11 protein-coding genes are annotated in these 13,172 nt (G+C 57.3%); 10 read left to right on the forward strand and 1 reads right to left on the reverse strand.

From position 1 onward, the window contains the following. Window positions 1–21: 21 nt before the first annotated feature. Complete coding sequence (gene phrB / locus ABJM11_RS12855; protein ID WP_348296286.1) at window positions 22–1,422, reverse strand: deoxyribodipyrimidine photo-lyase; 1,401 nt, start codon at window positions 1,420–1,422, stop codon at window positions 22–24. 105 nt (window positions 1,423–1,527) lie between these two features. Between phrB and ABJM11_RS12860 the strand changes: the two genes are divergently transcribed. From ABJM11_RS12860 to ABJM11_RS12905, 10 genes are all read left to right on the forward strand, one after another. Next, window positions 1,528–2,346 carry a hypothetical protein gene (locus ABJM11_RS12860; RefSeq protein ID WP_348296287.1) on the forward strand — a complete coding sequence of 273 codons (819 nt, stop codon included), beginning with the start codon at window positions 1,528–1,530 and terminating at the stop codon, window positions 2,344–2,346. Window positions 2,347–2,394: 48 nt separating this feature from the next. Further along, window positions 2,395–3,282, forward strand: coding sequence for a mechanosensitive ion channel family protein (locus ABJM11_RS12865; protein ID WP_407069993.1), 888 nt, complete (start codon window positions 2,395–2,397; stop codon window positions 3,280–3,282). After that, window positions 3,263–3,760, forward strand: a complete 498-nt coding sequence (locus ABJM11_RS12870; RefSeq protein WP_348296288.1) for an ATP-dependent zinc protease — start codon at window positions 3,263–3,265, stop codon at window positions 3,758–3,760. The genes ABJM11_RS12865 and ABJM11_RS12870 overlap by 20 nt, the downstream gene beginning before the upstream one ends. After that, a complete protein-coding gene (gene rimK / locus ABJM11_RS12875) occupies window positions 3,757–4,662 on the forward strand; it encodes a 30S ribosomal protein S6--L-glutamate ligase (RefSeq protein ID WP_027831164.1) in 906 nt (301 codons plus the stop codon). The genes ABJM11_RS12870 and rimK overlap by 4 nt, the downstream gene beginning before the upstream one ends. Window position 4,663: 1 nt before the next feature. Next, window positions 4,664–5,731, forward strand: a complete 1,068-nt coding sequence (locus ABJM11_RS12880; protein WP_348296289.1) for a M14 family metallopeptidase — start codon at window positions 4,664–4,666, stop codon at window positions 5,729–5,731. A 27-nt stretch (window positions 5,732–5,758) separates the two neighbouring features. Continuing rightward, on the forward strand, window positions 5,759–6,184 hold the full coding sequence (locus tag ABJM11_RS12885; RefSeq protein ID WP_348296290.1) for a secondary thiamine-phosphate synthase enzyme YjbQ: 426 nt from the start codon (window positions 5,759–5,761) through the stop codon (window positions 6,182–6,184). A gap of 459 nt (window positions 6,185–6,643) precedes the next feature. Next, entirely contained in the window at window positions 6,644–7,624 is a 981-nt protein-coding gene (locus tag ABJM11_RS12890; RefSeq protein WP_348296291.1) for a TAXI family TRAP transporter solute-binding subunit, read from the forward strand. Window positions 7,625–7,715: 91 nt separating this feature from the next. Further along, window positions 7,716–9,902, forward strand: a complete 2,187-nt coding sequence (locus tag ABJM11_RS12895) for a TRAP transporter permease (protein WP_348296292.1) — start codon at window positions 7,716–7,718, stop codon at window positions 9,900–9,902. A 102-nt stretch (window positions 9,903–10,004) separates the two neighbouring features. Next, window positions 10,005–11,816: an ATP-binding protein gene (locus ABJM11_RS12900; RefSeq protein ID WP_348296293.1), complete on the forward strand. Its 1,812-nt coding sequence runs from the start codon at window positions 10,005–10,007 to the stop codon at window positions 11,814–11,816. Beyond that, entirely contained in the window at window positions 11,813–13,165 is a 1,353-nt protein-coding gene (locus tag ABJM11_RS12905; protein ID WP_348296294.1) for a sigma-54 dependent transcriptional regulator, read from the forward strand. Before ABJM11_RS12900 ends, ABJM11_RS12905 begins: the two co-directional genes overlap by 4 nt. Window positions 13,166–13,172 lie beyond the last annotated feature (7 nt).

Consider the following 13,172-nt stretch of genomic DNA (forward strand, 5'->3'; position numbering starts at 1 on the left):
TGCCCACCCTGCCGTCACCTCCTAGCTCTTAAGCGCCTGAAACTTTGCAATGGCCTCTTTTCTGCTCTCTTTTAGGTCAACGATAGGGCGTGGATACCCACCAGGAATAACACCGCCCGACCAGGGCTGATGAATTCGCTTGTTATCCAGTTTCGCCAGCTCCGGAACGTATTTTCGGATAAATTCGCCGTCAGGGTCGAAACGCTCACTCTGGGTGGCCGGATTGAACACCCGGAAATAAGGCGCTGAATCGGTACCAGTGGAGGCGCTCCATTGCCAGCCGCCGTTGTTTGAGGCCAGGAATCCGTCCACCAGTTTCGACATGAAATAGGCTTCACCGAGGCGCCAGTCGATAAACAGGTTCTTGGTCAGGAACATGGCCGTGATCATGCGCAGGCGGTTGTGCATCCAGCCGGTGTGGTTCAACTGGCGCATAGCAGCATCGACGATGGGAATTCCGGTGTTACCGGCTTTCCACGCTTCGAATTGTTCACCGGGAGTGTTCCACTCCAGTGCTTCGGTTTCCGGCTTGAAGGCCCTGTGCATGCTCACCCTGGGGTAGTGATAAAGAATGTGGATGTAAAAATCCCGCCAGGCGATTTCGTTAGTCCAGGTGGCGAGACCTTCCTGGTTGCCGCCCATGCCCTGGTGCTGGCGGGCGGCGATCAGGCATTGCCTGCCAGAGAGCACCCCATTGGCCAGGTAGGGTGAGAGCAGGCTGGTGCCATCCACCGAGGGCAGATCCCTCAGGTTCTTGTAGTCGCCTGCACGGTTGTCGAGGAAGCGCTCCAGCTGCTGATGGGCAGCGTCTTCGCCGGTTTCAACCAGCCTGGGTGGCGGGCTGTCGAAGCCTTTCGGTGCCTTGTCATAGCTGGCAGCTTCGACAACCTCTCCGGCTGGTTCGGGAATCGGGAGCAGGGCTGGCTGAGCTGCGTCAATCCAGCTACGCCAGCGGCGTGAAAACGGCGTGAACACGGAATAGGGCTCGTCCTGCTGGGTCAGGATGCTGCCAGCGGGTGCGACAGTCTGGTCGCGGTACTTGTTGACGGCGACTCCGGCCGCATCGAGGCTCCGTTTCAGGGACTTATCGCGACGCCTTTCGTTAACTCCGTATTCCTCATTGAAGTGAACATGCCGGATACTCCCGCGCCGGCAAAATTCCTCCAGTTTTTCAATGCTGTCGGCGAACGTGGTGGCAGTGATAAACGACAGCGGAATTCCCAGCTTTGCCAGTTCTTCCGATAGCGCGTTGGCGTGGTCCAGAACGAAACGTACTCGTGCCGGGGACCAGTCGTGCTCGCGCCACTGGTCCGGGGTTACGATGAAACAGGCCCGTACCGGTTGCTGTTTCTGGCAGGCTGCGGTGAGGGCGGCGTTATCCGCCACTCGCAGATCGTTTCGGAACCAGACTAGCTGAGTCATTGCGCTTCCTGTCGTCGGTGGAGGGGTTGCAGCCACGAAGGATATTCGCCGGAACGTGCTGATTGGATTATAGTTAATGGCGGAATTCTTCAATAAAGAGTTGGAATGACAACGAGTCTGGAAACGCAGCAAACGATGCAGGATGGCCAGTGGGGAGCAGAGTACACGCTCGAACCCGGACAGACACAATACCATGAGCTCTGCCATACCCGGGTCTGGGTTACCTTGCTGGAACAGGAATGGCAGATCCGCTCCCAGCGAATGCCGGATGACGACGATCAGGAGCGCTGGTTGCAGCGGGTGACAGGCACGTTGCCCGATTCCGACGTGGATGTTCAGCGATTCGTAAGACCGGACCAGGGCTGCCAGCTCCACTATCTGCCCGCCATGTCGAGCCTTGCCACAGTCATTCGTCCCTATCAGCCGCTGACCATTCCTGGCAACAGTGAATGCACGATCTATGTAGGCACGCTGCTGTGGATGCGAATCCAGGCCGGCAGCAAAGGCACGCACCTGATGGAACTGCCACTGGCGGATCCGTCACTCACCTGGGTGGGTCGGACCACGATGGAAGGCGAGCTTTGCTACTCCGCTGCCACCTTTGCACGCCTGGTGCTGGATGCGGTGCCCAAACGCCCATGGCGCGCCATCACACCTGTGAGAATCATCAATGAGCGGGAAGAACCACTGCTGCTGGAGCGTTTTAACCTGCCCACCCCGTTGTTGTCGCTGCACCGCAATGAAAAGGGCCATCTGTGGACACCGGGTGTGACTGTTATCTGCGAAACGGATATGAACTCAGCACGCCTAAAGGTTGACCACTCTCTTGTCGCCGTCGCCGGGCGTTGCGAGCTGGTGGCACCAGCACGCGAGCAGACGGCCCGGGGTGGCCTGATAAGAGCTTACGACCGCATATTCGGCTGACGTAGCCGACTGTTTGTCGTTCCCAATACCGTAGACGGAGTTACCCTGTTGATCGAGCAGTTTGAAAGCAGTCTGATGCAGTTTTTCGGTGCCGTTGCCTGGGGCAAATGGTTCAGCACCCTGTTTCTGCTGATTCTCGGTATCGTGCTGGCGTCCTTCGCAGGCCGGAGTGTTTACCGGTTCATGGAGGATCGTGCCTCGCGTCACCACACGGTCATGGTAAGGCGGCTGGTGTTCTACCTCATCCTGGCCATATTCTTCGTTGCCGCCCTGAGAGAGGCGGGTTTCTCCCTGGACGTGGTGCTGGGCGCCGCCGGGATACTGACCGTTGCCATAGGCTTTGCCTCCCAGACTTCTGCCTCGAATATGATCAGCGGCCTGTTCCTGTTGGTGGAAAAGCCGTTTGAAATCGGCAATTTTATAGAGGTGGAAGGCACCATCGGGGAAGTGGTTTCCATAGACATGCTGAGCGTGAAGCTGCGTACCCCGGACAACCTCTACGTACGCATTCCCAACGAAACGTTGATCAAGACCCGGGTAGTCAACCGTTCGCGCTTTCCCATCCGCCGTATGGACCTGACCGTCGGTATCGCCTACGCCGAAGATGTGGAACGGGTTGAGAATCTGCTGCTGGATCTGGCAAGACAGAACAGTGCCAGCCTCGAGGAACCCAAAGCGTTTGTACTGGTGACCGGATTTGGTCCATCCTCGGTGGACCTGCAGTTTTCTTTCTGGGTGCCCGGTGACAGGGTGCTGGAGGGGCGCAGCCAGATGATGGTAGCCATTAAGAAAGCACTTGACGAGGAAGGTATTGAAATACCTTTCCCCCATACGAGTATCTATGCCGGAAGCCATTCCGAACCCTTCCGGGTGGAGCTGCTTCGGCCGCAAACCGCAACCGACAAGGGAGACCCGGATGCAGACCAGAACGGATGACGCTAAACAGGCCACCCCCATAGCGGGGACGGACGGCAAACTGGCCCTGGGGTGGCGGGAATGGGTGGCCTTGCCGGAGTTCGATATTTCCCGCATCAAGGCCAAGGTGGATACCGGTGCACGCACTTCCTGCCTGCATACGTTCCGCACAGAACCCTACACCGAGAATGGCGAGCGGCGGGTCCGCTTCTGGGTTCATCCGGTGCAGAATGATCTTCACCACGTAGTGGAGTGTGATGCGCTAGTGCTGGATGAACGCAACGTCTCGGATTCCGGAGGTCACAAGGAGCTGAGGCTGGTGATTGAAACCCGCCTGGTACTCGGCGATACCGAGTGGCCGATTGAAATGACATTGACCAATCGCGACTCTATGCGTTTTCGTATGCTGCTTGGTCGAACGGCAATGGCCAGACGCGCCATTGTACTTCCTGAATGCTCCTATCTTGCCGGTGAGCCGGCCCTAAGGACGAAAAAATGAAAATTGCGATTCTGTCGCGTAACCGTCACCTCTACTCGACACGTCGTCTGGTGGAAGAGGGTGTTAACCGGGGCCATGAAGTGAAGGTGATTGACTGCCTGCACTGCTCCATGAACATCACTTCCGCCGACCCGAGAATTCACTACCACGAGGAAGTACTGGAAGACTTTGACGTGGTTATTCCCCGTATCGGGGCCTCAGTGACCTTCTATGGCACAGCGGTACTGCGGCAATTCGAGATGATGGGGGTTTTCCCGGTCAACGAGTCCGTAGCGATTACCCGTTCCCGTGACAAGCTGCGTTCACTGCAGCTACTGGCCCGCAAGGGCGTGGGTATGCCGGTAACCGGATTCGCCAACAAGCCGGACAACGTACCGGAACTGCTGAAAATGGTGGGCGGTGCGCCAGTGGTGATCAAACTGCTGCAGGGTACTCAGGGCATCGGCGTGGTGCTGGCGGAAACCCGCAAGGCGGCGGAGAGTGTCATCGAGGCCTTTATGGGCCTGAAAGCCGACATTTTGGTACAGGAATTCATCAAGGAAGCCGGTGGCGCCGATATCCGCTGTTTTGTGATTGGTGACAAGGTGATTGCGGCCATGAAACGCCAGGGTGGGGAAGGTGAGTTCCGTTCCAACCTGCACCGGGGCGGCACTGCGTCGCTGGTTCGCATTACCCCGGAAGAGCGTCGTACCGCCATTACCGCCGCCAAATCCATGGGGCTGAATGTGGCAGGCGTAGATTTGCTGCGCTCAAGTCGTGGCCCTCTGGTGATGGAAGTGAACTCCTCACCGGGGCTGGAAGGCATCGAAAATGCCACTGGCAAGAATGTGGCAGGCATGATCATGAACTGGACCGAGAAAAACCAGCAGCCCTGGAAAACCCGCACCAAAGGGAGGGGCTGAGATGGCCGCTCGGGCCCCCTTTGTGATGGCCGGCAATGAGATCAAGGCCGGAACCCGGCAGACGGTGGAAATACCGGTTGCCAAGCTGTACACCCACACGCCACTCCATGTACCTGTTGAAGTGGTGCATGGCCGACGTAGTGGTCCGGTGCTGATGGTGTGCGGTGCCATCCACGGAGATGAAATCAACGGCGTGGAGATTGTTCGCCGGGTGCTGACCAATTCCGCGCTGCGTCACCTGAGAGGCACACTGGTGGCGGTGCCCATCGTTAATATCTTCGGTTTCGTGCAGCGCACCCGGTACCTGCCGGACCGCCGTGATCTGAATCGCTGTTTTCCAGGTAGCGAATCCGGCTCCCTGGGTGGTCGTATTGCCTATCTGCTTCGCACTCAGATCATGGAGAATGTTTCTCACATCATTGACTTGCACACGGGAGCCATTCATCGCTTCAACCTGCCGCAGATTCGTGCCGAGCTGAAAAATCCGGAAACCATTCGCATGGCGGAGGCCTTTGGTGCGCCCATCATTATCAATGCCAGCCTGCGGGAAGGCAGCCTGCGGGCCTACGCAGATTCCCAGGATATTCCTGTCGTTACTTTCGAAGGCGGCGAGGCTCTGCGGTTTGACGATGTGGTGATTTCCAGTGGCGTGAAAGGTGTCATCCGGGTGATGCGGGAGCTGGAAATGATTCCCGCCAAGAAAGGCCCCAAGGCACCGAGAAAACGTTCCGAAACGGCCGCCAACTCGCAGTGGGTAAGAACGGACACAGACGGCATCATGCGCCCGGTGGCAAGCCTGGGCCAGAAAGTGCGCAAAGGCCAGAAGCTGGCCATGGTGGCGGACCCGTTCGGCGAATCCGAAACAGCGGTGCTGTCTCCGTGTTCCGGCATTGTGATCTGCGTAAACAACCTGCCCCTGGTTAACGAGGGGGAGGCTATCTATCACATTGCCCGATTTGATGAGCTCAGCGAAGCGGAAAAGGCCATGGACTATTTCCGCAGCAGCTACGAAGGCGATGTGGGGGACGATGTGGTTCCAGTCCATCCCTGGGACGACCGACAGAAATAACGGACAGAAATAGTGGAGAGGTGAGCTATGATCTGGGACCAGACCTTTATCGAACTGGCGCCTCTGCGGAGGGGCTTTCACCTGGTGACCAACGAAATTCTGGCCCAGGCGCCGGCGTTGCAGAATTGCCAGGTGGGGTTGCTGCATCTGTTCATCCAGCACACTTCGGCTTCCCTGGCCATTAACGAGAATGCCGATCCCGACGTGAGAGGGGACCTGGAGCGGCATTTCAACGTCATGGTGCCGGAGAACGCACCTCACTATGAGCATACCACCGAGGGCCCGGACGACATGCCCGCCCACATCAAAAGTGTTCTGGTGGGTCCGTCGGTCACTATCCCTGTAAACGACGGCCACCTGGCTCTTGGTACGTGGCAGGGCATCTACCTGTGCGAGCACCGGGATAATGCCGGCGGGCGCAGGATTGTGGCCACTTTGCAGGGGCGGTGGTAAGGCCCCGCCAGCTGTTAACGGTTGTTATCCGCTCGCTGTTTCAACCGGCTCGTATCCGAAACTGTGCCTCCCATGCCCCTTGACCCGGTAAAGGGGCCTGTCTGCCGTGCTTACAAGCACTTTCTGGTGTTTGGAGGTGAGCTCGGCTTTCAGCTTCACGATCATCCACGGGAACAGTCCCATCTCGCTATGGAAGTCATTGGACAAGATTTGACACTCTGCGTACCTGCGCCCTGTGAAAACGGTGGCGTGCCTCTAACGTTGGCCGATCTCCACCCATTGCCCGAAATGGATGAGTGAAATTCCACCCATTTTGTAGGCAAGGAATCCCCGTTAATTCAAGAGACTTCTGTTTTATAAGCAGTTTTCGAACCTGGTCTGCTCCTTGCTCTCTCGTCACCGAAGCCTTCTGTGCTTCGTCGAGCACCCAACAAACACAATGAAACAGGGAGCACCCTCATGAAAACTCAAGCCGTCATTGCCTTGGCATTCGCCTCCACTTTCACCATTACCAGTTCGGCCCTTGCCCAGGACCGGTCTGATTGGCCGAGTAACTTTACCGTCGGCACTGCAAGCCAGGGTGGAACCTACTTTGCTTATGGTTCGGGGTGGGCGAACTTTGTTGCCGAGAACGTGGGTGTGTCCGGTGGTGCCGAAATTACCGGTGGCCCCATGCAGAACATGGCGCTGGTTCATACCGGCGATCTGAAATTCGGATTAACCACGCTGGGGCCGGCCCAGGAATCCATTGACGGTTCCAGTCCACTGGCGCCGGGCATGAAAATGGACAACGTGTGTGCGATGTTCCCCATGTACGAAACACCGTTCTCCGTTACCGCACTGAGCAGCTCTGGCATCACGTCCATCTCCGGAATTCCGGATGGCGCCACTATCGGCTTTGGCCCGGCCGGCTCTACGTCGGACACCTACTTCCCCCGAATCATGGAAACCCTTGGTGTTGATTTTGAACGCCGCAACGGCAGTTGGTCCGACCTGGGCGGTCAGTTGCAGGATGGCCTTATCGATGTAGTGGCCTTTGCCGCCGGCATTCCCATCCCTGCTGTCAGCCAACTGGAAGTGCAGACCGACGTGAACATCATCGGCATGACGGACGAGGAAGCGAAGAAGGTGACCGAGGAGTTCCCGGTGTCCGAGTTCACTATTCCGGCCAGCACTTACCAGTCACTGGATGAACCGTCCCGTGTGGTTTCCATGTGGAACTTTTCCATTGTGAACTGTGATATGCCGGAAAGCTTTGTGTACGAAATCACCAAACTGACCATGGAGAACAACGACAAGATGGTTTCCATCCACAAGGCTGCCCAGAACTCGATACCTGAGAACTACACGAAAAATAACGTTTTGCCCTGGCACCCGGGAGCAGCTCGCTGGTTCAACGAAAACGGCTACCCGATCGAGGAAGCCAACATCGCTCAGTAATCATCGTGTGTGCTGAAGGGTCACTCCTGTGGCCCTTCGGAGCCCGGCCGGCACCCCACCGCCATCTGTTTTACCGTAAGCAGGGTCTATCATGACTGACAAACTACATCCCGATCAAAACCCCGCGCCAGAAGCCAACGAGGACCATATTCTGGCCCACGATGTCGACCAGGAACCAATTGAGGAGAATCGCCGGTTATTTGAAGGGGGCGTGGCAAAATTTGTGGCGGCATTGGCAATCGTCTATTCCTCGTTCCATCTGTATAGCCTGAACATCGCACCGCTGGAAACCTGGTCCTTTCGTATCGTCCATATTGCCGGCGCGCTTGTGCTGGGCTTCATCCTGTTTGCCGGCGCGCGCTTCGCTTCCGCCGGCGAGGGGCCCGTGCGTCATCGCTGGACCACCTGGATCAGCGCCGTCTTTATGGTACCGGCGCTGTACGCGCTCTATCAGACCTATTCGTTTCACCAACTGATCCTGGAGGGTACGCCTCGCATTCCGGGCGACCTGGAAACCTGGCATTTCGGCTGGCCGCTTCTGGCTGCAACCGGCATGGGCATCGTGATGAGCTGGTTTCACCACGCAGGGCGTTCGCGTTTCAGCGTGCCGGATGTGATACTGATTGTCTGTTCGGTGACGGTTGCGGCCTATTTCCTGGTGGTTTATAACACCTCCATGAGAATGTCCACGGGCACCTCGTTTGCGCCGGTGGGGATTTCATTCGCCGCAATTGCCGGCACCGCATTGATCATGGAACTGACACGCCGGTTGACCGGTTTGGCCCTGGTTGTTATCGGGCTGGTGTTCCTGGTGTATGTGTTCGCGGGCCCCTATCTGCCCGGCTTTCTTGGTTACCCGGGCCTGTCGGTGCAGCGGTTCTTCAGCCAGGTGTACACCGACGCAGGTATCCTCGGCCCCACCACGGCGGTCTCTTCCACGTATATCATTCTGTTTATCGTCTTTGCGGCGTTTCTTCAGGCTTCCAAGGTTGGCGACTACTTCGTGAACTTTGCCTTCGCAGCCGCTGGCCGTACCCGCGGTGGTCCGGCCAAGGTGTCGATTTTTGCCTCCGGGTTGATGGGCATGATCAACGGAACCAGCGCAGGTAACGTGGTCTCTACGGGCTCGCTTACTATCCCGCTGATGAAGAAAGTGGGCTACAGTAAACAGTCTGCCGGAGCCGTGGAAGCTGCCGCCTCCACTGGTGGGCAGATCATGCCGCCGATCATGGGTGCCGGCGCCTTCATCATGGCCGAAATTACCGGCATTCCCTATACCGAAATTGCCATCGCGGCAATTATCCCGGCGATCCTCTACTTCGCGTCTGTGTATTTCATGGTGGATTTCGAGGCAGCAAAAACCGGCATGCGTGGCATGCGGGATGATGAATTGCCGAAACTCAGGACCATGATCAAGCAGTGCTATCTGTTCGTGCCCATCATCATCCTGATTGTCGCCCTGTTCATGGGATACTCGGTTATCCGGGCCGGTACGTTGGCGACGGTATCAGCGGCCGTTGTCAGCTGGTTCTCTCCTAACAAAATGGGAATAAAGAAGATACTGGAAGCACTGGAGATTGGCTCTTACATGGCCATTCAGATCATTGTGGTATGTGCCGCGGCCGGTGTGATTGTGGGTGTTATCTCCCTGACCGGGGTTGGGGCGCGTTTTTCCGTGCTTTTGCTGGATGTGGCCGAAGCCAGTCAGTTGCTGGCCCTTATCTTTGCCATGTTCATTTCTATCCTGCTGGGCATGGGCATGCCCACCACGGCGGCCTACGCGGTTGCTGCCTCGGTGGTTGCCCCCGGTCTGGTGCAGTTAGGGATCGACCCTCTCACGGCCCATTTCTTCGTGTTCTATTTCGCGGTGGTGTCAGCGATTACGCCACCAGTCGCACTGGCGTCCTACGCGGCTGCGGGTATCTCAGGGGCGAATGCCATGGAAACGTCGGTGGCATCGTTCAGGATTGGCATTGCCGCGTTCATTGTGCCCTTCATGTTCTTCTACAATGGCGCATTGTTGATGGACGCAGGGTGGTTTGATATCGCCCGTGCCGTGGTAACAGCGCTCTTTGGTGTATATATGCTCTCTGGTGGGGTAATGGGCTGGTTTGCCAGGGTGGGGGCAAAGCCACTGACCCGTGTGCTGCTGATTGCGGCAGCCTTCCTGATGATTGAAGGCGGGTTGTGGACAGATCTCACGGGCATCGCCCTGGCGGTGATTGCGTTTCTGGCCCAGCGACAGCGCAGGTCTCCGTCGAACCCCGCAGTCGTGTAGAACCATGCAGCAGGTGTGATTGCTGGCCATTAGTGCAGTTGTCCCGCCTGTAGCACGGTTGTAATCTGGCTGCTTTTAACGGTTTTTCGGAAACCGGATGCTATGTCCTATCGAATTGGTATCGTGCTTGTCCTGCTTGCCACGCTGATCCTTTCCTGGCTCCTGGGTGGATGGGTAGGTTACCGACAGGTTGAACAGCAAAGCCTGGAAGAGTCCTTCCGTTACCGTCAGCTTGTGGCGAACGAGCTCAACCGCTACCTGCCTCTTCCCGAACTCATGGCTGAGCATCCCCTGCTGGCACGCACCCTGGAAACTCCGGAGGATGAAGACCTCATTCTCCAGGCCAACCGGCAGATGCAGCGTATGGCCGCCATTGTTGCCAGCTCTGATGTCTATCTCATGGACACCACCGGCATGACCATCGCGGCCAACAACTACCAGCAGGCAAACAGCTTTGTCGGGCGTAATTTCGACTTCAGGCCCTATTTTCAGGACGCTATCGAGACCGGCAAGTCGGCCACTTACTTTGCCCTGGGCACCACCTCCGGGATTCGTGGCCTGTATTTCTCACATCCCGTTCGTGACAGCCAGAGCAACATACTGGGCGTAATCGCAATGAAGGTTCAGGTGGAAGAACTGGAGTCCCAGTGGCGCCGGCCCGGAGCGCCGAATAATGCCGAAATGGTGGTGCTGGATGAAACGGGTATCAGCTTCATGGCCAGTCGGCCGGAATGGTTGTACCGGGATTTCTCCGATGACGGGCAGGGTGCTCCGGCTGCGGGTTCCAGGCGCTATCCCGACCACGAGCTCGAGCCGGTGGATATTGAAACGCTGGAACCACACTGGGGCGTCTCGGAGAACACCCGCCTGCTAAGACTCCAGGGGGATAGAGTGAAAAGAGAGTATCTGACGGTCGGAACGCCCTTGCCGCGCATGAACTGGACACTTCAGGTAATGGTGGGCACACGGGCTGTGCTCTGGACAAGGCTGGGATTCGTAACTGGTGGCATTGTTATCTTCATCGGTTGTTTACTGGCGGCTCTCTACCTCAGGGAGCGCTATCGCCGTGAAGCGGAGCTGGCCCTCAGGGGAGAGCAGCTTGAGCGCAATGTGGCCCGACGCACAGCGGACCTGGAGCGCTCGAATCAGCAATTGCTGCAGGAAATTCGAGAACGGGAACGAACCCAGAACGAGCTCCGGGAAACCCAGCAAGAACTGATTCAGGCTGCCAAACTGGCGGTACTGGGCCAAATGTCGGCGGGATTGAACCATGAAATCAATCAGCCACTGACGGCCATACAGACCTACGCCCGGAACAGTCGCCGCTTCCTCGAGAGGGGTGCCAGCGATATGGTGAATGCCAACCTTGCGGAAATAAGCACTCTGTGTGACAAAATGGCTGAACTTACCCGCCAGTTCAAAGTCTTCGCCCGCAAATCCGAGGGACCACCTGCCGTTGTGGACCTGCGGCAGTCAGTGGATGCTTCGCTGAAGATCATTGCGGCCCAGGACAACAGTTCCGGTATTGATATTCGCTGGAATCGTCCGGAACACCCGGTGATGTGCCACGGTGACCTCATACGGATCGAGCAGGTAATGGTAAATCTTCTGGCCAATGCGGTTCATGCAGTGGATGGAGCCCAGCGGCAGGCGATCACTATCGATATTGACGAGGATAATGATAACTGGCGGTGTACCGTGCGCGACAATGGTTCCGGATTGCCCGGCAACAGCGAACAGATATTTGAGCCCTTTTTCACCACCAAGTCGGTCAAACAGGGACTTGGACTGGGCCTTTCCATATCGCGCCAGATTGTGGATGCGCTGGGTGGAAGCCTGACAGGACGCAATCGGAGCGACGGTCCAGGCGCCGAATTTGTAGTCACAGTGAAGAAGCGGGGGGCCATGGAATGACAGACGTTTCGGTAATCTTTGTGGATGACGATCCGCACATACGCCAGGCACTCGGCCAGACCCTTACCCTTGAAGACATGCCGGTCGCCTGTTTCGAGGATGCTTCCTCAGGCCTGGTGGCAATAACGCCCGAGTACGGTGGCGTTGTGTTGTGTGACTACAACATGCCGGGTATGGATGGCGTCGAGATGTTGGACCGGGTAAGAGCTGTGGATGACACTATCCCGGTGATCATACTCACAGGGCAGGGTGACATTGGCACGGCGGTAACAGCCATGCAGCGTGGCGCCTATGATTTCATCGAGAAGCCGTTTGATCAGGACGAGCTTCTGGAGTTGCTGCGTCACGCCCTTGAGAAGCGTCACCTGGCACTGGAAAACCGCCGCCTGAAAGCTCAATTGAAGCAACTGGCACGGCCTGGCCCCCGGATTCTGGGGAATTCTCCGAGCATGCAGAAGGTGGTGGCGACCATTGACCCGATCCTGGATATTTCCGCCAATATCCTCCTGCAGGGGGAGACCGGCTCCGGTAAGGATGCGCTTGCACGGTATATTCATGAGAACAGTCCCCGCAGTAGTCGCAACTTCGTGGCTATTAACTGTGGCGCGGTGCCGGAGCACCTGATCGAAAGTGAGCTCTTTGGCCACGAGGCCGGAGCCTTTACCGGTGCGGACAAACGCCGCATTGGAAAAATTGAATACGCCCACAGGGGCACGCTGTTCCTTGATGAGCTGGAAAGTATGCCCATGGTGCTTCAGGTGAAGCTGCTGCGGGTGCTGGAGGAACAGCGGGTGGAGCGTCTGGGGAGCAACCAGGTACAGGAGGTGGATGTTCGAATCATCGCTGCGACCAAGGCGGACCTGAAAGCGCTCAGCGATGAGGGAGCGTTCCGTGCTGACCTGTATTACCGACTGAACGTTGTGAAGGTGGATATTCCGTCGTTGCGTGAGCGCAAAGAGGATATCCCGTTGCTGTTTCATCATTTCGTATTGATCGCAGCCGCCCGCTATGACCGTGAGAGCATCCCCCTGGACGCCAGCGGGGCCGCAAGGTTGATGCAACATTCCTGGCCGGGCAACGTACGGGAGTTACGCAACCTGGCGGAACGCTATGTGCTGCTGGGGCCAGGGGCGCTGGAAGAAAACGACCCGTCCGTTACCGCAAACGTGGCCGGGCGACAGACGCTGTCGGAAATGATGGACGGATTTGAGCGGTCGGCCATTATCAGCGCACTGAATGCCTGCCAGGGCAGTATAAAGGACACCATGGTCCAGCTCGGTATTGCCCGTAAGACGCTGTACGACAAGATGAAAAAGCACGGGCTGGATAAGGCTCAGTTCAAGGACTGAGCCGGCT

The organism is Marinobacter sp. (genome assembly GCF_039977835.1).
In the GTDB taxonomy this organism is placed as follows: Bacteria; Pseudomonadota; Gammaproteobacteria; order Pseudomonadales; family Oleiphilaceae; genus Marinobacter.